The following is a 22,956-nucleotide window of genomic DNA, read 5'->3' as shown; positions in this document are numbered from 1 at the left end:
TCGTGCCGGCCGTGCCGGCCGTGCCGGTCGTCCCGGTCGTGCCGGTCGTCCCGGAGGTGCCGGTCGACGGTCGTGGAGGTCGTGGGGGTCGTTTCGCTCGGCGTGCATGAGAGCTTTCTCATGAGGCTCTCACCCCTGTCTCCTCCGTGGCAGGAAGACTGCAGAGCATGAAGATGATCGCCTCCGCTCTCGCGCTCGTCCTCATCGGTCTCACCGGTGGCTGGCTGTGGATCGACGCCGCTGCCGACGCGCAGGAGACCGAGGGCATCGTGGTGGCCGGTGCGCTCGCGGCTGACGAGGGAACGACCACGGGCGCACTGACCCCGTCGGCCGCCGGGCCGGACGTGCGAGGCGTCGCCCTCCTGGGCGCGGTCCACGAAGGCACGACCCTGTTGTCCGAGGAGTTCGCCCAGGCACGCCAGGCGGCGGAACGGCAGGCCGAGGACGACGCAGCGAAGAAGGCCGCCGAGGAGAAGGCCGCCAAGGAGAAGGCCGCGGCAGAGAAGGAGGCGGCGAAGAAGGCGGAGGAGCAGGCAGCGGCGGACCAGCAGGCTCAGCAGGAGGCGGACCGCGCGGCGGAGGAGTCCCAGCCCGCCCCGCCGGCCCAGCCCGCCCCGCCGGTTCAGCCGGCCCCACCGGCGCCGGCGCAGCCCGCGCCCGTCCAGCCGGCACCGGTGCAGCCCTCGCCGGTCATGTGCTGGGACGACGACGAGTGGGAAGAGTGCGACGACGACTGGGACGACGACGACTGGGATGACGATGACGATGACGACGACGATGACGATTGGGACGACTGAGGTAAGGGTGCAGACATGCGGTTGAGGTGGGGGGCGCAGGACCACTGCGGCGAGGGTGCCGCATGACCACCGAGGTGAGCGTGTCCGCATACCGAGGCCTCGCACCGGGGCCTCTGCACCTAGCCTGAGGGGGTGGACCCGCGCCTTCCACCGACCGCCCTTCCCCGACGCAGCCTGCTGACCGAGACGCTGCTCGTCCTGGGGGTGAGCCTCGGGGCCTCGGCGGTGTGGTCGGTGCTCAGCATCACGCGGAAGCTGACCGCTCCCGGTGGGCTCGCGGCACAGACGACCAGCATGAACACCAGCGCGGCCCCCGACCAGCCGTGGATCGACCTCGCCTACCAGCTCGTCGGCATCGCGCTGGCGCTCGTGCCGGTCGTGCTCGCCCTGCATCTGCTCGGGCGTGACGTCGCCCGGCCGTGGCGCCTGCTGGGACTCGACCGCACCCGACCGGTCCGGGACCTCGTACAGGGGACGATGCTCGCGGCGGTCATCGGCATACCCGGACTCGGCCTCTATCTCCTGGCCCGCGAGCTCGGCGTCAACACCACGGTCGCCCCCGCCAACCTGCCCTCCGTGTGGTGGGCCGTGCCGGTGCTCGTCCTCGCCGCGGTCCAGAACTCGGTGGTGGAGGAGGTCATCGCCGTTGGCTACCTCTTCACCCGGTGGGGGCAGGCGGGCTGGTCGACGTGGACGATCATCCTGACGTCGGCGGTGCTGCGCGGCACCTACCACCTCTACCAAGGCTTCGGGGGGTTCGTCGGCAACGTCGCGATGGGGATCATCCTCGGGTGGTTCTACACACGCACGCGCCGGGTCATGCCGCTGGTCGTGGCGCACACGCTGCTCGACGTCGTGGCGTTCGTCGGGTATGCCGCGCTCGCCGGCCGGGTGGGATGGCTCTGACCTCGCCGAGGAAGATGACTCTGACCCCGCCGTGCGCGGTGGACAGGGCCGAGCGGCATACCCTGGATCCATGACGCAGATCGTGCATCTCGCCGACCGGAACCGCTGGGAAGCCCAGGAGGGTGACCGCTCGATCGGCTACCTGTCCTACGAGCTCACCGACGGCGACGTCATCGATCTCCAGCACACCGTGGTCGACCCCGCGGCGCGCGGCCAGGGACTCGGTGGTCGCCTGGTCGAGGAGGCCCTGCGGTATGCGCGCGCCGAGGACCTGCGCGTCCGTCCCAGCTGCCCGTTCGTCCCGGACTACCTCGAACGTCATCCCGAGCACGCCGATCTCGTCGAGGGGGCGGAGGGTGACGCCGTCCCCACCGTGCCGATCCGGGACCAGAGCATCCGGCTCGGGCAGCTGCTCAAGCTGGCCGGCCTGGTGCCCGACGGCGCGATGGCCCGCATGGTCATCGAGAACGGCGAGGTCGAGGTCGACGGGGAGGTCGTGATGCGCCGGGGTACGCAGATCCGTCCGGGCCAGGTCGTGACCTATGCGGGTGAAGGGGTCTCGCCGGTCCACGAGGGCTGAGCTCGTCTTGGGCCACGGACGAGCTCACCGGTTCTGGTCTGGTCGTCGGGTCGACCGTTCTTGAGCGAGGAGGGGGGGACGGGTGAGGATCGGGTCGGTCATCGCGTCGACTGCCGACAGGTCATCTGCTCAGAAAGGCGGGGGACCTTCGTCTCGGCGCAGGCGCTCCGCCGATCGGCGGCCCCGGTCCCGCGACGGGTCTGCCGCCCGGTCCTGCGACGGGTCGGGACCCTGGTCCTCCGGGGCGCTGGTCGAGTGGTCCTGCGAGGCAGCCTGCGCTGCGGCACGTTCGGCGAGGAGCGCACCGCTCGGGCCGGACCGACGCATACCTCGCTCGTCGGTGTGGGTGAGGGAGACGAACCCCCACCCGCCGAAGCGCGCCTCGTCGGGTTCGACGGTGTCGTCGCCGGCCTGCAGTCCCTCACCTGCTGCCCTGAACGCCAGGGTCAGGAGGATCTCGCGGTCGATCTGCGGCAGTCGATCGTCAGGGTCGGTGGTCGATGCGTCATGGACGCGGTCGAAGGCGTCCGTGACGAGACAGGCGTACTGACGGTAGTCGTGGGACCGCGTGCGGTAGAGCCGGCCCAGCAGGCTCGTCCACGTCATGTCACGGTTGTCGGCCAGCGAGCTGTCCCAGGCCTTGAGGGTCTTGGGGTGGTGGTGCCCCACGTGCAGGGGCGCGAGGTTGGTCTCGGCCGTGACCCCTCCAGCGGCTCCGTGCTCGATGACGTGGTCGAGCTGGCATGCTCCCGCGTGCACCAGGCAGCCGGGTGCCCGGCAGGTGACGTCGGCGGCGAGGATCTGGGCGCGCATCGCCGCGTCGGGGCGGTAGCGCTCGAGGGTCCGCTCGATGCATCGACCGTCGGCAGGGTCGACGAGGATTCGTTCTAGGACCGTGCCCGGGAGGACGGTCAGGTCGTGGATCTGGTCAGCGGAGATGGAGGCAGAGTGCGCCCCGAGCACCTGGCCCACGGTCAGGAGCTGGCCGGCCGGAGGGTCTGCCGGGGGGAGTGCTGCGGGTGGTGGGGCAGGTGGTGATGGCGTGACGGGGTCAGGGGGGACTTCAACGGGCGGCGCGGGCGCGTGGTCCTGCGACGCGGTCGACGGGGGCCGGAGACCGCCGTGAACTGCGGCGTAGGGTACGACGACCTGAAGGGTGGCTGACGGCATGCCGGACAGGATCTGCACGAGCTCCGGGGTCCATCGCAGGCCGGGCGGGGTGGTGGAGTCCTCAGGACGCGCAGGCTGCGGGGTCTCGTCCGCCGGCAGCACCGTGCCGTGCAGCAGGAGGGACAGGCCGATGTCGGTGCGCAGCTGGGCCAGGGTGCGTTCGTCGCCGGCGGCCCTTGCGCGACGGGCCGCCTGGTCGACGCGGTCGGCGATCGCCGTTACCTGCAGGGCGGACCCGAGCATCGTGACGGTGCCCGTGCCGTTCTCGTCGATCGTGACGCCCATGCTCCGGCTGGCCAGGGCTGCTTCCCGCTCCGCCCTGGCGGCGACCGGATCGGTGCTCCGCAACCGGGTCACCTCCCGGCGCAGGGCCGAGCGGAACTCCCGGTGGAACCACGGGGCCTCACTGAGCGCGCCGTCGGGGTCGAGGCGCTCGGGGGCGCACCTTTCCGCGTCGGTCCCGAAGAGCACCTCCGCCACGTGCGCGGCCTCGTCGGTGCCGAGAGCACCGCAGTCACGCCAGAAGGAGCGGGCCAGCCGCCAGGGAGCGACGCCGGTCGCCATCGCCTCGATCGCCGGCTCAGCCGCCTCGCGTGGTGCTGTCGCGAGACCGACCAGGTCGACAACCTCGCCGGACCCCCAGCCCGTGGCCGCCTCGATCTCGTGCCGTGACAATGCCTTGGCGCGGGCCCGCCAGCGCAGCCGCTGGCTGGTGCTGAGGTCCTCGGGTGAGCCCACATCGCGCTGGGCGAGCAGAGACCGTCCGATCGCGGCGGTCTGGTGCCGGGCCGCCAGCACGAGGGCGGCGTCGAGCCGTGCGGCCGTCTGCGTCACCCCCTCGATGACGGACAGCAGGGCACGGGCCCGGGCGAGGTGGTCGTCGACTGACGAGAGGGACGTGACCGTGCCGGTCGATGTCGTGGCGGTGGGAGAGGCGGTCGGACTGGCGCGGTGGGGAGTCTGCGGTGGCGGGACGGGGGAGAGAGGCGTGCCGCGAACAGCGGCAGACTCGAGCGGGGAGCCCGAGTCCACCGCCCCCACCGCGAGAGCCGCCCGGGCCATGGCGTCGACCGACTCCGGCTTCATCCCGGTCATGCGCAAGGCGTGTCGCAAGAACGACTGCGCCCTGGCCTGGTCCGCTGGACTGACGGTTGTCACGATCACACCCCCTTCCCGACAGGACGCCACCCCCTGTGGCGTCTTTGGTGTCGATCTGCCTCCATCGTAGAACATGTGTTCGAGGATTTCTGCCGACACGCCGCCCTGTGGAGATCTGACGACATGTCGGCCAGGTGTGGACGGCCGGGACCCGTCAGCCCCCAAGGGGGCAGGCCGGAGGCGCGGACGGGGTGTGCAGGCCGGAGCGCCAGGGCCGGAGGCGCGGATGGGGTGTGCAGGCCGGGGCGCCAGGGCCGGAGGCGCGGATGGGGTGTCAGAAGCAGGAGAGTGCTCACGGTGGGTGCTGAGTCAGGACCGCCGATCGGGTCTGGGCGGGTGAGACTGTGGGACGGGGTGGGCTCAGCGGCTGTCGGCGGTGCGACGTCGGTGGGCGGGGGCCCAGCGGCTGTCGGCGGTGCGACGGGGTGGCCAGGCGGGGTGGGCTCAGCCGCTGTCGGCGGAACGACGCAGGTTGGTGGGGTGGGGCCCCAGCGGCTGTCGGCGGAACGACGCAGGTTGGTGGGGTGGGGCGCCGGGGCTGTCGGCGGGGCGACGCAGGTTGGCGGGGTGGGGCGCCGGGGCTGTCGGCGGGGCGACGCAGGTTGGCGGGGTGTCCCAGCGAGCTTCTCAGCCGGACCAGGGCAGGTCGGCGGCCGACCGGCCGAAGGCCTCGAGGATCCGCTGCGCCCCCTCGACCGCGCTCAGCCGCTGCTCGCGGATCTCCCGCTCGACCTCCGTGGCCACCTCACGCACGGCGGGCGCGCCGCGGAACGTCGACCACAGCTCGGTCTGCAGCAGCGCCCACAACCACTGGAGCTGCTGCTCCCCGCGTCGCTGCGCGAGACCTCCCTCGACCGAGGACTCGAGGTGGGCGCGATGGGCGAGGACCTCGCGCCATACCTCGTCGAGGCCGTCGGTGGAGAGAGCGCTGCAGGTGAGCACGGGGACCCGGCGCTCACCCTCCGCACCACGCAGCAGCCGCATCGCGATGGCCAGTTCGCGGGCGGTGCCGCGGGCCTCTGCGGTGTGCGGGCCGTCGGCCTTGTTGACCGCGATGACGTCGGCGATCTCGAGGATGCCGCGCTTGATCCCCTGCAGCTGGTCGCCGGCGCGGGCCAGCGTGAGGAGCAGGAAGGTGTCCACCATCTCGGCCACAGCCACCTCGGACTGCCCGACCCCGACGGTCTCGACGACGACGACGTCGAACCCGGCCGCCTCGACGACGATCATCGACTCCCGCGTGGCCCGGGCGACGCCACCCAGGTGCAGACCGGTCGGCGAGGGGCGGACGAAGGCGTCGGGGGAGGCGGACAGCTCGCCCATCCGGGTCCGGTCGCCGAGGATCGACCCGCCGGATCGCGCGGAGGATGGGTCGACGGCCAGCACCGCGACCCGGTGCCCCTCATCGATCAGCCGCAGCCCCAGGGCGTTGATGAACGTCGACTTGCCGGCGCCGGGGACCCCGGAGATGCCGAGGCGGACCGACGGGGTGGGCGCGGTTGCGGCGGGCACGGGCTCGCCGCCGACCCCGGGCTCGCCGCTGCCGACCTGCGGGTATGCCGTGTCGCTGGCCTCGGCCTGCGCGTGCGCCTCGTCGTCGCTGCCGACCTGCGGGTATCTCGTGTCGCCGGCCTCGTCATGCGCGTGCGCCTCGTCGCCGCTCCCGTCGACGCCCGGTCGAGCGGTCTCACTCGTCGTGGGGCTGAGTCGGCGCAGCAGCTCGCGGGCGGCGGCGCGGTGGTCGGGGTGGGTCGACTCGACGAGGGTGATGGCCCGCGCCAGGTGCGCGCGCGAGCCGGAGGTGACGCCCCGGGCCAGGCCGTCGACGTCGACCGGCCTAGGCACCAGGGCGACCGCCCTGCGCGCCGTCGTCACCCTGCACGGCATCGCCGCTCGGCTGCGCGTCGTCACCCTGCACAGCCTCGCCATCCTCGACCACGTCGGCATCCTCGTGCCCCAACCGCTGACCCAGCTGCCGCACCAGCTCGGCGGCGGCGACGGGGATGACCGTGCCCGGGGGGTAGATCGCGTCGGCACCCAGCTCGTGCAGCTGCGCCATGTCCCCGTCGGGGATGACGCCGCCGACCACGATCATCATGTCCTCGCGACCCAGCTGGTCCAGCTCGCGGCGCAGGGCCGGCACGAGGTAGAGGTGGCCGGCCGCCAGCGACGACACCCCGACCACGTGCACGTCGCCCTCGACCGCCTGCCGCGCGGCCTCGGCCGGGGTCTGGAAGAGCGGGCCCACGTCCACGTCGAAGCCCAGGTCGGCGAAGGCGGTGGCGATGACCTTCTGCCCCCGGTCGTGCCCGTCCTGGCCCATCTTGGCCACCAGGATGCGCGGGCGCCGCCCCTCGGCCGCCTCGAACTCCTCCACCAGCGCCAGCGTGCGCTCCAGCGATCCCGTCCCGGTCGATCCCATGGCTTCCTTCGCGTAGACGCCGCTGATGGTCCGCACCTGCGCGGTGTAGCGCCCGAAGACCTCCTCCATCGCGTCCGAGATCTCCCCGACGGTGGCGTGCGCCCGCGCGGCGTCGATCGCGAGGGCGAGGAGGTTCTGCGAGAGGTCGCCCGGGTCCGGCTCGCTGCCGTCCTGCGTCGCCGCCCGCGCGCCCGCGGTGAGCGCCCCCAGCGCGGCCCGGCAGGCGTCCTCGTCGCGCTCGGCCCGCAGCTGCTCCAGCTTGGCCAGCTGGTCGCGGCGGACCTGGGCGTTGTCGATCTTGAGCACGTCCAGGCTCTCCGGCTGCTCCAGCGGGTAGCGGTTGACCCCGACCAGCGGCTGCGTCCCCCCGTCGATCCGCGCCTGGGTGCGCGCCGCGGCCTCCTCGACCCGCATCTTGGGGATACCTGCCTCGATGGCCGACGCCATACCCCCGGCCTCCTCGACCTCCTCGATGTGCGCCCACGCGGCGCGCGCCAGGTCGTGGGTCAGCCGCTCGACGTAGGCGCTGCCGCCCCACGGGTCGATGACCCGGGTCGTGCCGGACTCCTGCTGCAGGAAGAGCTGGGTGTTGCGGGCGATCCGCGCGCTGAAGTCGGTCGGGAGCGCGATCGCCTCGTCGAGGGCGTTGGTGTGCAGCGACTGGGTATGCCCCTGGGTCGCGGCCATCGCCTCGACGCAGGTGCGGATCACGTTGTTGTAGACGTCCTGCGCGGTCAGCGACCAGCCGGAGGTCTGGCTGTGCGTGCGCAGCGACAGCGACTTCGGGTCCTGCGCGCCGAAGCGCTGCACGAGGCGCGCCCAGAGCAGGCGGGCGGCCCGCAGCTTGGCCACCTCCATCGCGAAGTTCATGCCGATGCCCCAGAAGAAGGACAGCCGCGGGGCGAAGGCGTCGACGCCGAGGCCGGCAGCCTGCCCGGCGCGGAGGTACTCCACGCCGTCCGCCAGGGTGTAGGCGAGCTCCAGGTCGGCCGTGGCCCCCGCCTCCTGGATGTGGTAGCCCGAGATGGAGATCGAGTTGAACCGAGGCATCCGCGCGCTGGTGAAGGCGAAGATGTCGGAGATGATCCGCATCGAGGGCCCCGGCGGGTAGATGTAGGTGTTGCGGACCATGAACTCCTTGAGGATGTCGTTCTGGATCGTGCCCGAGAGCTGCTCCGGCGCCACCCCCTGCTCCTCGGCGGCCACGACATACAGCGCCAGCACCGGCAGCACGGCGCCGTTCATCGTCATCGAGACGGACATCTGGTCCAGCGGGATGCCGTCGAAGAGCTGGCGCATGTCGAGGATCGAGTCGATGGCCACCCCGGCCATGCCGACGTCGCCCTCGACCCGCGGGTGGTCGGAGTCGTAGCCGCGGTGGGTGGCCAGGTCGAAGGCGACCGACAGGCCTTTCTGCCCGGCCGCGAGGTTGCGGCGGTAGAACGCGTTGGACTCGGTCGCGGTCGAGAACCCGGCGTACTGCCGGATCGTCCACGGCTGGTTGACGTACATCGTCGGGTAGGGGCCGCGCAGGAACGGCGGCAGCCCCGGGTAGGTCTGCAGGAAGTCCAGCGGCGCCAGGTCGTCCTGCCCGTAGACGGGGGCGACCTCGATGTGCTCGGGGGTGTGCCACGGCTCGGGCAGGTCCGGCCGGTCCGGGTATGCCGTGCCGCCCGGGTCGGAGGCGGAGGCGGAGGCGGAGTCAGGGTCGGGGTCGGGGTCGGGGGCCACCATTCGCGACGCTCGGTCGGGGTCGGGGTCAACCATTCGCGACGCTCGGTCGGGGTCGGGGGACAGCGGCACCTGGCTGAAGTCGGGGATCGTCACCGGGCCACCTCCAGGGTGTCGAGCAGGTCGTCGAGGAAGGCGACCACGTCCATGCCGGCGCGCACCGTGCCGTCGACGAGGGGCGCGTCGGGACGGTCGTCCGCGCCGGCATCCTCGGAGGTGTCGGCATAGGAGGGCCGCTCGTCGGTGTCGCCCAGCTCGCGCTCGGACCCGGCGAGCAGCACCGTGGCCGCGCCGGCCTCGCGCAGGGCACGGGCGAGGGCGGGGCCGTGCTCGGCGTACCGCTCGGCGCTGGAGGTGAGGATCGCGACCGGCGAGCCCACGTCGCGGACCGCCGCCCTGAGGACCTCGGTGTCCCCGTCGACGACCTCGACGAGCACGCCGCGGATGCCGGCCGCCGCGAGCAGGCTGACGGTGAAGGTCTCGCGGGCCCCGAAGTCGCGTCGGGTGCCGATGCCGACCAGCAGGACCTGCGGCGGTGCGCCGTGCTCCTGCTCGTGCGCGCGGGACCGGTCGCGCAGCGCCTCGAAGACCGCGGCGTCGCGCACGCGCGGCAGCCCGCCGGTGACCGGCGCGAGCCGCGGCACCCGCGCCAGCGGTGCCTCGTCGGTCGCGGGGAAGCTGCTCACCCCGGTGAGCGGGGCGGTGCGGTCGGCGACCCGTCGGGCCCGCTCCTCCCGGCTCGCGGCCAGCACCTCCTGCACCAGCGACGAGTGGTCCAGCGCCCGTATCAGGCCCCCCTCGGCCTCGACCCGCTGCACGAGCTCCCAGGCCCGGGCCGCGAGGTCGTCGGTGAGGGACTCGACGTAGCCCGAGCCCCCGGCGGGATCGGTGACCCGGCCGATTCCTGCCTCCTCGGCGAGCACCACCTGGGTGTTGCGGGCGACCCGCCGGGAGACGGCGTCGGGGTAGCCGTGGACGTGGTCGAAGGGCAGCACCGTGACCGCCTCGGCGCCCCCGGCCGCTGCGGCGAAGGTCGCGGTCGTCGCCCGCAGCATGTTGACCCAGGGGTCGTCGCGGGTGAGCATCCGCCACGAGGTGACCGCGTGCTGGCGGGCTCCCCGTCGCGCGGCCGGGACGCCGCACTCCTGCAGGACCCGGGCCCACAGGACCCGCAGCGCGCGCAGCCGGGCGATGGTGAGGAACTGGTCGGCGCCCGCCGACACCCGGAAGTCCAGCTGGTCCGCCGCCTGCTCCGGCCCCACCCCGGCGGCCTCCAGGACCCGCAGGTGGGAGATGCCGGCGGCGACCGCGAGCGCCAGCTCGTCGACGTCCGATCCGCCCGCGTCGTGGTAGACGCAGGCGTCCACCGTGACGGCGCGCACCCCGGGGTGGTCGGCCACGACGCGGCGGGTGAGCTCTCCGACCCCGGCGACGTCGACGGGGGTGCCCGTCACCGCGGCGTGCGCCAGCGGGTCGAGACCGAGGTTGCTGCCGGGAGCGAGCGGCATACCGCGCTCGACGGAGACCGCGAGCAGCGCGCGGGCCGCGGTGCCCTGGTCGTCCTCGCTGGAGACGACGACGGGCGCCAGGCCCAGCTCGACGCCGGAGAGCAGCCGACCGAGGTCGGCCGGCGCGACCGCGCCGGCACCGACCCGCACCCACAACGAGGTGACGCCGCGCTCGAGGTCGGTGAGCACCGCCTCCGCGCCGGCCGCGGTGTCCGGGTCGTCGTGCAGGGCGCGCACGTCCCACGCGCCGCCGGTGCGCACCGTGGCGCCCCGGCGGAAGGGTGCGACACCGGGCTCGCCGAGGTCGCCCTCGACCGGGGGGTAGAGCGGCTCGATCGTCAGCCCGTCCACGGTGCGGGTGCGCAGCGCGTCGAGACACTGCTCGGCGGAGAGCTGCCGGTCGGCGGGGCGACGCCGGTTGAGCACCCGGACGACCTGCTCCTCCCACTGCTCGCGGGTGGCCGCGGGGAAGGTCGAGGCCAGCGCCAGCACCTCGGGCAGCGCGTCCACGACGTCCTCGGCCGGCTGGATGGTCTCCTCCATCGGTGGCGCTCTCCCTCGAGTGACGGACACGGCCCCTGGATCGTAGCGCCGCCCTGGGACCGCCCACCCCGGGGCCGACTATCGTGGTGGGACCGAAGGAGGCCCGATGTCACTCTCCCCCCACGGCTCCAGCGCCGTGGCCACCGGCTCGCTGCGCAAGGGAGTCCCGGTCATGCTGCTGGGCGGCATCCTCGCCTGGGTGGCCGGCCAGTCCTGGAGCGTGCAGCGCGGGTCCGGCGAACTCTTCCAGGTCCTCATGGCCTACGGCAACCTCGCCGTCATGGCGGTCGCGGCCCAGCTCATCGCCGGGCCGCGCGGACGGGGCTGGATGATGGCTACGGCCGGGGCGGTCGGGATGACGGTGCCGTGGTTCTTCGGGCTCGCCGTCGCGCAGCAGGGTCAGGGGGTGCTCGTGCCGACGCTCGTCGTCGCCGTGACGAGCTGGGTGATGACGTATGCCGTGGCGACCCTCACCCGGCGCACCCTCGGCAACCGGCACACCTGACGCCGGTCCGGCACACCTGACGCCCCCGGCGGACGCCCGCCTCCTCACGACCGCGTCGAGAGCCACTCCCGCGCCACGTCGACGAGCCGGTCGTTGGCCTCGGTCTCACCGATGGTGCACCGCACCCCGTCGCCGGCGAACGGGCGCACCATGAGCCCGCGCGCCTGGGCGGCCTGGGCGAACGGCGCGGCGTCGTCGCCGAGCGGCAGCCAACAGAAGTTGCCCTGCGCCTGGGGGACCTCCCAGCCCTGCTCGCGCAGCGCGGTGACGACCCGCTCGCGCTCGGCCACGAGCTCCTCCACCCGCGCGAGCAGCTCCTCGCGCGCCGCCAGGCTCGCGATCGCCGCCTGCTGCGCCAGGTCGGTCACCCCGAACGGCGTCGCCGCCTTGCGCAGCGCGGTCGCGATCTCCGGGTGCGCCACGGCATACCCCACCCGCAGCCCGGCCAGCCCGTAGGCCTTGGAGAAGGTGCGCAGCACCACGACGTTGGGTCGGTCGCGGGCGACCGCGAGCGCGTCGGGCACCGTCTCCTCGGTGGTGAACTCGAGGTAGGCCTCGTCGATGACGACGAGCACGTCCTCGGGCACCCGGTCGAGGAAGGCCTCCAGCTCGTCGGCGCGCACGGCCGGGCCCGTCGGGTTGTTGGGGGTGCACACGAGGACCAGCCGGGTCCGTTCGGTGATGGCGTCGGCCATCGCGTCCAGGTCGTGCCGGGCGTGCTCGTCCAGCGGCACCTGCACCGAGGCCGCGCCGGAGAGCGCCACGACGATCGGGTAGGCCTCGAAGCTGCGCCAGGCGTAGACGACCTCGTCGCCGGGGTCGCAGGTGATCGCGACGAGCTGGGTGAGGACGGCGACGCTGCCGGTGCCGGTGGCGACCTGCTCCGCCGGCACGCCGAGGTCGGCCGCCAGCGCCTCGGTGAGCGCCACCACGCCCATGTCGGGGTAGCGGTTGACGCTCTGCGCCGCCTGCGAGATCGCCTCGAGCACCGAGGGCAGCGGCGGGTGCGGGTTCTCGTTGGAGGAGATCTTGTAGGCCGTGACCCCCTCGACCGGCGCCGGCGGCTTCCCGGGGACGTAGGCGGGCACGCCGCTCAGGGCGGACCGCAGACGGACGGGGCTCGGCTGGTCGGTCATGTCGCCAGCCTAGCGACGCCCTCCCGTGGGACGATGCGGGTATGAAGCTCCTCGCCTCCGTCGTCGCCAACGGCGTCGCCCTCTGGGTCGCCTCTGCCATCGTCTCCGGGATCGAGTTCGGCGGGCAGGGGGTGAGCCAGCTGCTCACGATCCTCGGTGTCGCGCTCATCTTCGGCCTCGTCAACGCCGTCGTCCGGCCGCTGGCGCAGCTGCTCTCGCTGCCGCTCATCGTGCTGACCCTCGGGCTCTTCCTCATCGTCGTCAACGCGCTCATGCTGCTCCTGACCTCGTGGCTCTCCGGCGTCCTGGGTCTGGACTTCCGCGTCGACGACTTCTTCTGGGACGCGATCCTCGGGTCGATCATCATCTCGATCGTCTCGCTGTTCGTCGGCATGCTGCTCCCGGACGGGCGCGACTGAGGCTGCGACCCGCAGGGTCCGGGGTCCGGTCGTCCGCGCCCCTCCGGTGCCGCGACGTGCCCCGAGGTCAGGTTGACGTCTGCGGTAACGTTCCGGCCAGGTCAACGGCAGAAGGAGTTTTTGGGTGAGCGACGACGAGGTCGCGCCGGAGGGCGCCACCCCCACCAGCCACGAGCCGCCCGAGCGGGACATCACCGACGGCGGCCCGGACATGGTCCAGTTCCTCGCCGCGGACGGCACCCGGCTGGAGGTGACGCCGCAGACCGAGCCCTACGCGGCATACCTCGAGGACCTCGACGAGGACGACCTGCGCGGCCTGCTCCGTGACCTCATCCTGGTCCGCCGCGTCGACGCCGAAGGCTTCGCGCTGCAGCGCCAGGGCGAGCTCGGGCTGTGGCCCAGCCTGCTCGGCCAGGAGGCCGCCCAGGTCGGGGCCGGGCGGGCGATGCGCCCGCAGGACTACGCCTTCCCGGGCTACCGCGAGCACGGCGTGGCCTGGTGCAAGGGGGTGCCGCCGGAGAACCTGCTCGGCATGTTCCGGGGCGTCAACCACGGGGGCTGGGACTCCAACGACAACAACTTCCACCTCTACACCATCGTCATCGGCAACCAGATGCTGCATGCCGTCGGCTACGCCATGGGCGTCGACCGGGACGGCGCGGTCGGCACCGGGGATCCCGAGCGCGACACCGCGGTCATGGCGTTCACCGGCGACGGCGGCACGGCACAGGGCGACTTCAACGAGTCGCTCGTCTTCGCCGCGGTCACCGGCGCGCCGGTCGTGTTCTACGTCCAGAACAACCACTGGGCCATCTCCGAGCCCAACGACCGGCAGTTCACCATCCCGCCCTACCGCCGCGCCGACGGCTTCGGCTTCCCCGGGATCCGGGTCGACGGCAACGACGTGCTCGCCAGCTACGCGGTGAGCCGCCACGCCCTCGACCGCGCCCGCAACGGCCAGGGGCCCACGCTCATCGAGGCGTTCACCTACCGGATGGGCGCCCACACGACCTCCGACGACCCGTCGAAGTACCGCATCTCCGCCGAGGTCGACGCCTGGAAGGCGAAGGACCCGATCGACCGGATGACGGCATACCTGAAGGGTGGCGGCGTCGTCGACGACGCCTGGCTCGAGCGGACCCAGGAGGAGGCCGACGAGCTCGCCGCGCGGATCCGCCGGGCCTGCCAGACGATGCCTGACCCGCCGCACGAGGAGATGTTCGCGCACGTGTACGCCGAGCCGCACCGGCTGGTCGAGCGCGAGGCGCGGGCCTTCGCCGACTACCAGGCCGACTTCGAGGACTGAGGGGCACCGATGAGCACGCAGAGCACGGCGACCCGGATGACCATCGCCAAGGCGCTCAACGCCGGCATGCGCGCGGCGATGGAGCGCGACCCCAAGGTCGTCCTCATGGGCGAGGACGTCGGCAAGCTCGGTGGGGTGTTCCGCATCACCGAGGGCCTGCAGAAGGACTTCGGGGAGGACCGGGTCGTCGACACCCCGTTGGCCGAGTCCGGGATCATGGGGGCCGCGGTCGGTATGGCGTTGCGCGGCTACCGCCCGGTCGTCGAGATCCAGTTCGACGGGTTCGTCTACCCCGCCTTCGACCAGATCGTCAGCCAGGTCGCCAAGATGCACAACCGCAGCCTGGGGGCGCTCAAGGTGCCGATGGTCATCCGCATCCCCTACGGCGGCGGCATCGGCGCGGTCGAGCACCACAGCGAGTCCAACGAGTCCTACTTCGCGCACACGGCCGGGCTGCGGGTGGTCACCTGCTCCGGCACCGAGGACGCCTACTGGATGATGCAGCAGGCGATCGCCAGCGACGACCCCGTCGTGTTCTACGAGCCCAAGCGCCGCTACCACGAGCGCGGGGTCCTCGACCTCGGCGACCGGGGCGGCGGCAGCTCGCTCGAGGACGCGCCGCACGCGCTGGAGGACGCCGTCGTCCGGGTGGAGGGCAGCGACGTCACCGTGCTCACCTACGGCCCGATGGTCAAGGTCGCGCACGCCGCGGCGCAGGCCGCCGAGCTCGAGGACGGCCCCTCCATCGAGGTCGTCGACCTGCGCTCGCTCTCGCCGCTGGACGTCGACGTCATCGAGGCGTCGGTGCGCAAGACCGGCCGCTGCATCGCGCTGTCCGAGGCGCAGACCTTCGCCAGCATCACCTCCGAGCTCGCCGCGCACGTGCAGGAGCACTGCTTCTACCACCTCGAGGCGCCGGTCCTGCGGGTCGGCGGCTACAACATCCCCTACCCGCCGAGCCGGCACGAGGAGGTCTTCCTCCCCGACCTCGACCGCGTCCTGCACGCCGTCGAGACCCTGCTCGCCTACTGACCCAGCCCGCTCACGCCGACCACCCACGCCCAGACCAGCCCAGCCAGCCCACCCAGGAGGCGGCCCTCGTGCCCGAGTTCAAGCTCCCCGACCCCGGCGAAGGCCTCGTCGAGGCGACGATCATCCAGTGGAAGGTCGCCGAGGGCGACACCGTGAAGACCAACGACATCGTGGTCGAGGTGGAGACCGCGAAGTCGTTGGTGGAGCTGCCGATCCCGTGGGCGGGCACCGTCACCAAGATCCTGGCCGCCGAGGGCGAGGAGGTCGAGGTCGGCACGCCGATCGTGGTCGTGGACGACGGCACCGGCGAGGGGCCGGCCGCGGGCGGGGGCGCCGGCACCGACGTCGAGGACGTCACCGACGAGGCCGCCGCGGCGTCCGACGACCTGGTCCCCAGCCCGCCCGAGGGCGGTGGCAGCAGCACCGGGAGCACGCGCGAGGCGATGCTCGTCGGCTACGGCGCCATCGAGGGCTCCACCACCCGTCGCAAGCGGCGCCGGGGGGCCTCCGGCGCCGAGGCCGAGGCGGCGTCCACGCCCCAGCGCAAGGCCAAGGCCTCGCCCCCGGTGCGCAAGTACGCCAAGGACCGCGGCGTCGACATCAACGAGGTGGACGCCGCCGGGCCCACCGGCATCGTCCGGCGCTCCGACATCGACGCCTTCCTCGAGGGGGCGCACGCAGGCGCGCCCGCACCCGCACCCGCACCCCGCCCGACCCCACCGAGCGCCGCAGATGGTTCCTTCTCGACCCCACCGAGCGTCGAGAATGGTTCCTCCTCGACCGAGCCGACCGGCCGTGCGGGGGAGGCGGCCGGCGTCGCCGGGCGGACGGCATACCAGCGACCGGTGCTCGACCGCACCGGCGAGCGCGAGGAGCGTATCGACGTCAAGGGCGTGCGCAAGATGACGGCGCAGGCGATGGTGGGCTCGGCGTTCACCGCGCCGCACGTCACCGAGTTCGTCACCGTCGACGTCACCCGCACCATGGAGCTCATCGACCGACTCAAGGCCGACCGGTCCTTCCGGGACCTGCGGATCAACCCGCTGCTCGTGCTCGCCAAGGCGATGACCGTCGCGGTCCGCCGCAACCCGGGGATGAACGCCGTCTGGGACGAGGACGCGCAGCAGATCGTGCAGCGCAACTACGTCAACCTCGGCATCGCCGCAGCGACGCCCCGCGGTCTCGTCGTGCCCAACATCAAGGACGCCGACCTCATGGACCTGCGGCAGCTGGCCGAGGCCATGACCGACCTGGTGGCGACCGCCAAGGCGGGGCGCACGCAGCCGGCCGACATGTCCGGCGGCACCATCACCATCACCAACGTCGGCGTCTTCGGCATCGACACCGGCACGCCGATCATCAACCCGGGGGAGTCGGCGATCGTCTGCTTCGGCGCCGTGCGGCGGATGCCGTGGGTGGTCGGCGAGGGCGAGCAGGAGCGGATCGAGCCGCGCTGGGTCACCCAGCTCGCGGTGAGCTTCGACCACCGCCTCATCGACGGCGAGCTGGGCTCGATGTTCCTCGCCGACCTGGCCGCGCTGCTCGAGGACCCGGCCCGGGCGCTCGCCTGGTGACCTTCTGGACCGAGGTTTCTGGGCGACGGGTCCCAGAAACCTCTGTCCAGATCGGTATGCCGCGGGGCTCAGGCGCCGGTGTCTGTCGCCCGGCCTCCCGCCGCGGCCCCGGCGCCGGCGTCGTCTCCGTCGTCGTCACCGCTGCTGCGGGCCTCGATGACGACGAGCACGGCGACCACCGCGGCGCCGAGCAGCGCGAGGAGGACGGGGCCGAGCACGGGGGCGTACGGCGCGACGAGCGCGCCGGGCCCGTGGTCCTCACCGCCGGCCGACTCCTGCCACGGCCACAGGGCGCGCAGCGAGCCGACCATGAGGCCGGCCATGATGATGAGCGTCGAGCGGCGGTGGTGGGCCAGCAGCCAGCTGAGCAGCTGCACGAAGGACGCCAGGCCGGTGGCCGCACCGAGCGCGAAGACGCCGATGTAGAGCAGGTCGCGGGAGTCCACCGCGTCGAGGGTCGTGGTGTAGAGGCCGACGGCCAACAGGAAGAAGGACCCGGACACCCCGGGGACCACCAGCGCGCAGATGGCCACCGCCGCGGCGCCGAAGACGAGGATCAGCGGGGGGTCGGCGACCGCCTGGCCGCCGGCGAAGCCGATGAGAGTCCAGGCCAGCACGGCCGCACCGACGGCCAGCACGACCTCCAGCCAGACCGGCCGGCGGCGCTCGGTCAGCATCCGCAGCGGCACCACCACGCTGGTCGCGACCATCCCGAGGAAGAGCCCGCGGGCGTGCTCGGGGGCCTCGGTGACGAAGCGGCTCATCACCCCGGCCATCGTCAGGACGGCCAGCCCCATGCCCACGACCACCGGGACGAGCAGCCACCAGTTGGTGCGGCGCAGCTCGCTGAGCGCCCCCTGGACCCGACCGCGCTCGTCCCCGACGACGAGGGCCTTGGCCGCGGACACGACGTGCGAGGCGCTGCCGATGAGCTGCTCGTAGAGCCCGGTGACCAGGGCGACGGTGCCGCCGGAGACCCCGGGGATGAGCTCGGCCATGCCGATGAGGAAGCCGCGCAGGAGGTCCAGCGGGAGCAGCTTCCGGCTGCGGGCGGCGTGCTGCGACGGGGCGCGGGAGGTGTCGGTCACAGTCGTCCAGCGTACGGGAGCGGTGGGGGCGCCGGACCGGGTCCGGGCGGGCGCGGCGCGCGCGAGGGGGTGGTGAGGCACGGCATACCATCGGCCCATGCCCCGGCCCCGCCTCAAGGACCGCATCTTCACCGCGCTGACCACCCTCGCCGCGGTGGTGGTGCTCATCGTCGGGCTGTCCCGCGGCAACACCCGGGTGGCGGTCCTCGGGGCTGGCTTCTTCCTCGGGTATGCCGTGCTCCAGTCGGTCAGCCGGCGCCTGGAGCCGGCCGCCCGGCTGATGACCGGGAGCGAGGCCGACCGCAGCGAGGCGCTGGCGCAGTTCCGGGCCACTCGGCTCGCGGCGCAGGGCGGGCTGGGCATCGCGCTCGTCGCGGCGGTCCTCGACGTCACCCTCGGGTGGACGCCCGGGCTGTGGGTGGCGGGGACGGTGCTGGCGGTCCTCGCGCTCTTCGTCGGTGGCCTGTGGTGGTTCAGCCGCGGGGCGCGTCGGCGCTGAGCCGCGGGGCGCTCAGCGCGTCAGCGTCAGGGCGTCGAGCACGGCCCGGGCGAGCTCCTCGTCGCCCTGCACGTGGTAGGCCGTGTCCTCGGTGCTCGCGCGCCCGGCGGTGCGGCGGGCGAGGGCGTGGGTGGACAGGGAGATCGTGGTCACCGTCTCCTCACCGCTGTCCGTGACCGGCACGTCGTCGCCCTCCTCGGCGGAGTGGCCGGTGAACAGCTCGTGGGCGACCGGTTCGCCGTCCTCGTCGACGTCGATCCGGACCCCGGCGCGCCCGGTCGCCGGGCCGGTGCTCTCGAGGATGACGACGGTGCCCGGCTCCGGGTGCACCTGGTGGAGGACGACCTGGGGGAGCGCCTCGAGGACCGTGGCGGTCCAGGTCGCCGCGCCGTCGCCGTCTAGCGACCCGGGCCGGCCGACCGCCTCCCGGATGTCCTGCTCGTGGGTCCAGACGTCGCACAGGCGCAGCCGGACGAGCCGCTCGAAGCTCGTCTCCTTGTCGCGGATGGAGCGGACCGTCGAGTCCAGGGCGAGGTCGTGGGCATACAGGTCGGCGCTGCGGATCTCGACCAGGCCGCGCAGCTCGGCCAGCAGCTGGTCGGGGGTGAGGGCTGCCCGCGAGCGGACCCCCTGCTCCATCCAGACGCCCCCCTCGTTGCGCACGTGCTCGGGAGAGCCGACCTCGATCCTCTCCTCGACCACGGGGTGCTCGGAGCCTGAGAGGTAGTCCTCGAGGTGCACGGTGTGGGCCACGTGGTCGCGGACCCTCCAACCGGGACAGTCGGTCGGCAGGTCCCACTCCGCCTCGCGCAGCCCGTCGCAGGTGTTGACCATCGAGAGCAGCACCTGGCGGTAGGCCTCGACGTAGCCGGGCACGTCGGCGGGCGGGGAGGGATGAACGACCATGCCCGCCACCCTAACGACCACCGGTGCGCGGTGCCGGGTGTCGGTGGGGCTCCGTAGCATGGGGGTATGTCGCTGCGCACCCCCTCACCTCCGGTCGCCCCGGAGGTGGACGGCGCGCCCACGGCCCCGGCCCTGCGCTGGGCCGTGCCGGTGACGACCCTGCTGACCGCGCTCGTGGTGGCGGTCCCGGCGGCCGCGCTGAGCGGCGCCGTGGCCCCGCTGCTGCTGGGCGACGCCGGCCCGGTCGTGCGCTGGGGCATGGTCCTGCTCAAGGTCGTCCACCACCTGGCGGCCGCCCTGACCATCGGGCTCCTCGTCGCCGCGGCGTTCCTGGTCCGCGAGGCCCGAGGGACCGACCGGCGCGGCGCGGCCGCGCGGGTTGCCGCCCTGTCCGCGCTGGTGTGGGCGGTCGCGTCGGCGGCGATCCTCGTCGTCGGGTTCGGCGACCTGGCCGGCCTGCCGCTGGGAGCACCCGGCTACCTGTCCGACCTGCTGGCCAACCTCTGGGGGCTGGAGGTCATGCGCCTGCGCCTCATCGAGACCGTGCTGGTCGCCCTGCTCGTGCCGCTCGCGGCCTCGGCGCGGACGCGCGGCGCCCTGGCCTGGGCCTCGGCGCTCGCGCTCGTGGCGCTGCTGCCGCTGGCCTACGGCGGCCACGCCAGCGGCACCGACGGTCACGAGACGGCCGTCACCGCCCTCGCGCTGCACCTCGTCGGGATGTGCGTCTGGGTGGGCGGCCTCATGGCGCTGGGGCTGCTGCTGCCCCTGCTCGGCCCGGCGCTGCCCGACACCCTGCGCCGCTACTCGCTGCTCGCGACCTGGTGCTACGCCGCCATCGCGCTCTCCGGCCTGCTCTTCGCCCTGCTCACCGCCGACGACCTCGCGGACCTGACCAGCGCCTACTGGGTGCTCATCTGGGCCAAGGTGCTGCTGCTCGGGGTGCTCGGCGTCTTCGGTGCGGTGCAGCGCCGGGCCATCATCGCCCGCGGGGCCGACCGGCCGTGGCTGTTCGGTGCGCTCGCCGCCGGTGAGCTGGCCCTCATGGGGGCCGCGGTGGCGCTCGGGTCGGTGCTCTCGCGCACGCCGCCGCCGCTCGTGGAGTCCTCCGCCGACCTCGACACGGCGGTCTTCGCGCTCACCGGCTACCCCATGCCGCCGCCCTACAGCCCGGCGCGGCTGCTCGACGTGTGGGAGGTCAACTGGCTGTTCCTGCTCGTGGCGCTGGTGGCGGTCGGGCTCTACGCCGCCGGCTGCGTGAAGCTCTGGCGGCGCGGCGACCGCTGGCCGTGGTGGCGGCTGCTGGTCTGGGTGCTCGGCTGGGCGCTGTTCGTCTACGTCACCAGCGGGGCGCCGGCGGTCTACGGCCGGGTGATGTTCTCGCAGCACATGATGATGCACATGGCGCTCATGATGGGGGTGCCCCTCCTGCTCGTGCCGGCGCAGGCGATCACCCTCGCCTACCGCACGCTGCCCGCGCGCCGGGACAAGACGCTGGGCCCGCGCGAGGTCCTGCTGGCCGTCGTCCACTCGAGGTGGGCCCGGATCGCGGCGAACCCGCTGGTCGCCGGGGTGGTCTTCTTCGGCAGCCTCATCGCCTTCTACTGGACCGGGCTGCTGGAGTTCGCCATGACCACCCACGTGGGGCACGTGCTCATGGTCGCCCACTTCTCGCTGTCCGGCTTCGCCTTCGTGTGGTCGCTCGTCGGCCAGGACCCGGGGCCGGAGAAGTGGCCGGCGCCGCTGCGCATCCTCGTGCTGCTCGGCACGCTGGCGGCGCACGCGTTCTTCGGGCTCGCGCTCATGCAGGGCACCTGGCTGCTCGCGCCGGCCTTCTACAAGGCCATCGAGGTGCCGTGGGTCCCCGACCTGCTCGCCGACCAGCAGGTGGGCGGGGCCATCGCCTGGGGGGTCGGCGAGCTCCCCACGGTGGTGCTCGTGCTCATGGTCATGGTGGACTGGATGCGCCGCGACGAGCGGGAGAGCGTGCGCGCGGACCGCCGGGCCGAGCGCGACGACGACGCCGAGCTCGCCGCCTACAACGCCCACCTGCAGAGCCTGGCGCAGAGGAGCAGACGATGAAGGTCGCGATCATCCAGCTGGCGTATGCCGACGGCAGCGAGGAGGGCGTCGAGGCGCGCGCGCAGCGGGTGGCCGCGCTGGTGCGTCAGGCCGGGGCCGGCCACGACCTGGTGCTGCTGCCCGAGCTGTGGAGCGCCGGAGGCTTCGCGTCCACGGAGTGGGAGGAGCGCAGCCAGGACCTCTCCGGGCTGGCGGACGGCGACCTGCCCCCCGCGCTCGTGCCCGTCGCGGAGGCGACGAAGGAGATCGGGGCGGTGGTGCATACCGGCTCCCACGTGGAGCGGACCGCCGAGCCGGGGGAGGAGGGCCGGAACCTGTGGAACACCTCCGTCGTGCTCGACCCGCGGGGCTCGGTGTGCGCGACCTACCGCAAGATCCACCGGTTCGGCTTCGGCGGCGGCGAGCCGAAGCTCATGGAGGCCGGCACCGAGCTCGTCGTGACCGAGCTCCCGGCGCCGGCGGACGGGGCGCGGGTCGCCCTGTCCACCTGCTACGACCTGCGCTTCCCCGAGCTCTACCGGCTGCAGCTGGACCAGGGCGCCGAGCTCTTCCTCATCCCCTCGGCCTGGCCCATGGCCCGCGTCGAGCACTGGCGGCTGCTGCTGCGAGCGCGGGCGGTCGAGAACCAGTGCTTCGTCCTGGCCAGCAACACCGCGGGCACCCACGCCGGGGTCGAGATGGGCGGCCGCAGCGCCGTCGTCGACCCGTCGGGGGCGGTGCTGGCCGAGGCGGGGACGGGTGAGGAGACGCTGTCGGTCGAGCTGGACCTGGACGAGGTGGCGCGGGTGCGCCAAGGGTTCCCGGTCCTGTCGGACCGGCGGCTGTGAGGGCCTGCGGCTAGGCTGGCACCCAGCCGAATCGAAAGGATCTCTCATGGGCATCGGCCTCGGAATCTTCCTGCTCGTCGTGGGCGCCGTCCTCACCTTCGCCATCCAGACCGCGGTCGAGGGGGTCAACCTGGTCATGATCGGCTACATCCTCATGGCGGCCGGGGTGCTCTCGCTGCTGCTCGGTCTGGTGATGAACACCCAGCGCACCAACACCACGCACCGTGAGGTCGTCGACCGCCGGACCGACGCCGACGTGCGTCACCGCGACCAGCACTGAACGCCGCCGACGCCTTCGCCCGGGCCCGCGCCCGGGTGCACTCCGGACTCCCCGCGCCCGTCGCGAGGGTCGTCCCGGAGACCGCGATCGGCTTCGCGGCCATCAGCGGCACGACCTACGCGATCGACCTGACCCTCCTCGCCGTCCTCTTCGACGTCCTCCACTGGCCGTACCCGCTGGCCGTGACGACGGGCTACGTCGTCGCCTTCGGTCTGGCGTTCCTCCTCAACCGCTGGCTGAACTTCCAGAGCCACGGACCGCTCGGCCGCCAGACCGGGCGCTACGTCGTCACGGTGCTCGCCAACTACGTACTCTTCATCCTGGCCCTGTCGACCACGCTGGAGTGGCTCGGCGTCCAGTACCTCGCGGCCCGCCTCGTCGCGGGCGCCTGCGAGGCGGTCTTCATGTACGTCATGATGCGCAGCTTCGTCTTCCGCCTCAAGCGCTACCCCTGACCTGCACCGGACGCGTGGTGTGGCCGCACGGGACG

The 22,956-nt window shown here is 73.1% G+C and carries 20 protein-coding genes and 1 pseudogene; 14 read left to right on the top strand and 7 right to left on the bottom strand.

The features are described 5' to 3' along the window. Positions 1-167 precede the first annotated feature (167 nt). From Q0795_RS04030 to Q0795_RS04015, 4 genes and pseudogenes are all read left to right on the top strand, one after another. Positions 168-797, top strand: a complete 630-nt coding sequence (locus tag Q0795_RS04030) for a hypothetical protein (RefSeq protein WP_298886806.1) — start codon at positions 168-170, stop codon at positions 795-797. A 132-nt stretch (positions 798-929) separates the two neighbouring features. After that, positions 930-1,703 carry a type II CAAX endopeptidase family protein gene (locus tag Q0795_RS04025; RefSeq protein ID WP_298886803.1) on the top strand — a complete coding sequence of 258 codons (774 nt, stop codon included), beginning with the start codon at positions 930-932 and terminating at the stop codon, positions 1,701-1,703. Further along, positions 1,669-2,031 (top strand): annotated as a pseudogene (locus Q0795_RS04020) (GNAT family N-acetyltransferase); the annotation flags it as partial. The gene Q0795_RS04025 and the pseudogene Q0795_RS04020, both read left to right, overlap by 35 nt. A gap of 45 nt (positions 2,032-2,076) precedes the next feature. Continuing rightward, positions 2,077-2,283: an RNA-binding S4 domain-containing protein gene (locus tag Q0795_RS04015; protein ID WP_058890182.1), complete on the top strand. Its 207-nt coding sequence runs from the start codon at positions 2,077-2,079 to the stop codon at positions 2,281-2,283. 129 nt (positions 2,284-2,412) lie between these two features. Here the strand turns inward: Q0795_RS04015 and Q0795_RS04010 are convergent, their stop codons facing one another. The 4 genes from Q0795_RS04010 to Q0795_RS03995 form a co-directional block, all read right to left on the bottom strand. Continuing rightward, positions 2,413-4,548, bottom strand: coding sequence for an HNH endonuclease signature motif containing protein (locus Q0795_RS04010; protein WP_298886800.1), 2,136 nt, complete (start codon positions 4,546-4,548; stop codon positions 2,413-2,415). 690 nt (positions 4,549-5,238) lie between these two features. Then, positions 5,239-6,486 carry a methylmalonyl Co-A mutase-associated GTPase MeaB gene (meaB, locus tag Q0795_RS04005; RefSeq protein ID WP_298886797.1) on the bottom strand — a complete coding sequence of 416 codons (1,248 nt, stop codon included), beginning with the start codon at positions 6,484-6,486 and terminating at the stop codon, positions 5,239-5,241. Beyond that, complete coding sequence (scpA, locus tag Q0795_RS04000) at positions 6,449-8,860, bottom strand: methylmalonyl-CoA mutase (protein ID WP_298886794.1); 2,412 nt, start codon at positions 8,858-8,860, stop codon at positions 6,449-6,451. Before scpA ends, meaB begins: the two co-directional genes overlap by 38 nt. After that, complete coding sequence (locus Q0795_RS03995; protein ID WP_298886790.1) at positions 8,857-10,815, bottom strand: methylmalonyl-CoA mutase family protein; 1,959 nt, start codon at positions 10,813-10,815, stop codon at positions 8,857-8,859. Before Q0795_RS03995 ends, scpA begins: the two co-directional genes overlap by 4 nt. Positions 10,816-10,921: 106 nt before the next feature. Between Q0795_RS03995 and Q0795_RS03990 the strand changes: the two genes are divergently transcribed. Further along, positions 10,922-11,320: a hypothetical protein gene (locus Q0795_RS03990; protein ID WP_298886787.1), complete on the top strand. Its 399-nt coding sequence runs from the start codon at positions 10,922-10,924 to the stop codon at positions 11,318-11,320. A gap of 44 nt (positions 11,321-11,364) precedes the next feature. Here the strand turns inward: Q0795_RS03990 and hisC are convergent, their stop codons facing one another. Next, the gene (gene hisC / locus Q0795_RS03985) at positions 11,365-12,456 is read right to left on the bottom strand and encodes a histidinol-phosphate transaminase (protein ID WP_298886784.1); all 1,092 of its coding nucleotides are present in this window, start codon (positions 12,454-12,456) and stop codon (positions 11,365-11,367) included. A gap of 41 nt (positions 12,457-12,497) precedes the next feature. Here hisC and Q0795_RS03980 point away from each other — a divergent pair, with 41 nt between their 5' ends. From Q0795_RS03980 to Q0795_RS03965, 4 genes are all read left to right on the top strand, one after another. After that, the gene (locus tag Q0795_RS03980) at positions 12,498-12,875 is read left to right on the top strand and encodes a phage holin family protein (RefSeq protein WP_298886781.1); all 378 of its coding nucleotides are present in this window, start codon (positions 12,498-12,500) and stop codon (positions 12,873-12,875) included. Between the two features lie 124 nt (positions 12,876-12,999). Then, positions 13,000-14,181, top strand: a complete 1,182-nt coding sequence (gene pdhA, locus Q0795_RS03975; RefSeq protein WP_298886779.1) for a pyruvate dehydrogenase (acetyl-transferring) E1 component subunit alpha — start codon at positions 13,000-13,002, stop codon at positions 14,179-14,181. Positions 14,182-14,190: 9 nt separating this feature from the next. Further along, positions 14,191-15,213 (top strand): alpha-ketoacid dehydrogenase subunit beta, encoded by a 1,023-nt coding sequence (locus Q0795_RS03970; protein ID WP_298886776.1) that lies wholly within the window; start codon positions 14,191-14,193, stop codon positions 15,211-15,213. Between the two features lie 68 nt (positions 15,214-15,281). Continuing rightward, positions 15,282-16,787, top strand: a complete 1,506-nt coding sequence (locus Q0795_RS03965) for a dihydrolipoamide acetyltransferase family protein (RefSeq protein ID WP_298886774.1) — start codon at positions 15,282-15,284, stop codon at positions 16,785-16,787. A gap of 68 nt (positions 16,788-16,855) precedes the next feature. Here the strand turns inward: Q0795_RS03965 and Q0795_RS03960 are convergent, their stop codons facing one another. Next, positions 16,856-17,875: a DUF368 domain-containing protein gene (locus Q0795_RS03960; protein WP_298886772.1), complete on the bottom strand. Its 1,020-nt coding sequence runs from the start codon at positions 17,873-17,875 to the stop codon at positions 16,856-16,858. A gap of 97 nt (positions 17,876-17,972) precedes the next feature. On the opposite strand from Q0795_RS03960, the gene Q0795_RS03955 reads away from it, so the two are divergent. Next, positions 17,973-18,374, top strand: coding sequence for a hypothetical protein (locus tag Q0795_RS03955; protein ID WP_298886770.1), 402 nt, complete (start codon positions 17,973-17,975; stop codon positions 18,372-18,374). Between the two features lie 12 nt (positions 18,375-18,386). Here the strand turns inward: Q0795_RS03955 and Q0795_RS03950 are convergent, their stop codons facing one another. Beyond that, on the bottom strand, positions 18,387-19,280 hold the full coding sequence (locus Q0795_RS03950; protein ID WP_298886768.1) for a maleylpyruvate isomerase family mycothiol-dependent enzyme: 894 nt from the start codon (positions 19,278-19,280) through the stop codon (positions 18,387-18,389). A gap of 66 nt (positions 19,281-19,346) precedes the next feature. Between Q0795_RS03950 and Q0795_RS03945 the strand changes: the two genes are divergently transcribed. The 4 genes from Q0795_RS03945 to Q0795_RS03930 are packed head-to-tail and all read left to right on the top strand — an operon-like array spanning position 19,347 to position 22,921. Then, positions 19,347-21,359, top strand: a complete 2,013-nt coding sequence (locus tag Q0795_RS03945; protein ID WP_298886763.1) for a cytochrome c oxidase assembly protein — start codon at positions 19,347-19,349, stop codon at positions 21,357-21,359. Next, the gene (locus tag Q0795_RS03940; protein WP_298886760.1) at positions 21,356-22,186 is read left to right on the top strand and encodes a carbon-nitrogen family hydrolase; all 831 of its coding nucleotides are present in this window, start codon (positions 21,356-21,358) and stop codon (positions 22,184-22,186) included. The genes Q0795_RS03945 and Q0795_RS03940 overlap by 4 nt, the downstream gene beginning before the upstream one ends. A gap of 46 nt (positions 22,187-22,232) precedes the next feature. Continuing rightward, entirely contained in the window at positions 22,233-22,466 is a 234-nt protein-coding gene (locus tag Q0795_RS03935) for a DUF6458 family protein (protein WP_298886757.1), read from the top strand. A 35-nt stretch (positions 22,467-22,501) separates the two neighbouring features. Continuing rightward, positions 22,502-22,921 carry a GtrA family protein gene (locus Q0795_RS03930; protein ID WP_298886755.1) on the top strand — a complete coding sequence of 140 codons (420 nt, stop codon included), beginning with the start codon at positions 22,502-22,504 and terminating at the stop codon, positions 22,919-22,921. Positions 22,922-22,956: the final 35 nt, after the last annotated feature.

The sequence above is a fragment of the uncultured Serinicoccus sp. genome (assembly GCF_947487915.1).
Taxonomy (GTDB): domain Bacteria; phylum Actinomycetota; class Actinomycetes; order Actinomycetales; family Dermatophilaceae; genus Ornithinicoccus.
This window is presented reverse-complemented; position numbering and strand designations above follow the sequence as displayed.

Bases quoted from the DNA above. Each gene is read 5' to 3' on its own strand.
- Q0795_RS04030 (WP_298886806.1), top strand. From the start codon at position 168: ATGAAGATGATCGCCTCCGCTCTCGCGCTCGTCCTCATCGGTCTCACC.
- Q0795_RS04010 (WP_298886800.1), bottom strand. From the start codon at position 4,548: ATGACCGGGATGAAGCCGGAGTCGGTCGACGCCATGGCCCGGGCGGCT.
- Q0795_RS03995 (WP_298886790.1), bottom strand. From the start codon at position 10,815: ATGGAGGAGACCATCCAGCCGGCCGAGGACGTCGTGGACGCGCTGCCC.
- Q0795_RS03990 (WP_298886787.1), top strand. From the start codon at position 10,922: ATGTCACTCTCCCCCCACGGCTCCAGCGCCGTGGCCACCGGCTCGCTG.
- hisC (WP_298886784.1), bottom strand. From the start codon at position 12,456: ATGACCGACCAGCCGAGCCCCGTCCGTCTGCGGTCCGCCCTGAGCGGC.
- Q0795_RS03980 (WP_298886781.1), top strand. From the start codon at position 12,498: ATGAAGCTCCTCGCCTCCGTCGTCGCCAACGGCGTCGCCCTCTGGGTC.
- Q0795_RS03970 (WP_298886776.1), top strand. From the start codon at position 14,191: ATGAGCACGCAGAGCACGGCGACCCGGATGACCATCGCCAAGGCGCTC.
- Q0795_RS03955 (WP_298886770.1), top strand. From the start codon at position 17,973: ATGCCCCGGCCCCGCCTCAAGGACCGCATCTTCACCGCGCTGACCACC.
- Q0795_RS03950 (WP_298886768.1), bottom strand. From the start codon at position 19,280: ATGGTCGTTCATCCCTCCCCGCCCGCCGACGTGCCCGGCTACGTCGAG.
- Q0795_RS03945 (WP_298886763.1), top strand. From the start codon at position 19,347: ATGTCGCTGCGCACCCCCTCACCTCCGGTCGCCCCGGAGGTGGACGGC.
- Q0795_RS03940 (WP_298886760.1), top strand. From the start codon at position 21,356: ATGAAGGTCGCGATCATCCAGCTGGCGTATGCCGACGGCAGCGAGGAG.
- Q0795_RS03935 (WP_298886757.1), top strand. From the start codon at position 22,233: ATGGGCATCGGCCTCGGAATCTTCCTGCTCGTCGTGGGCGCCGTCCTC.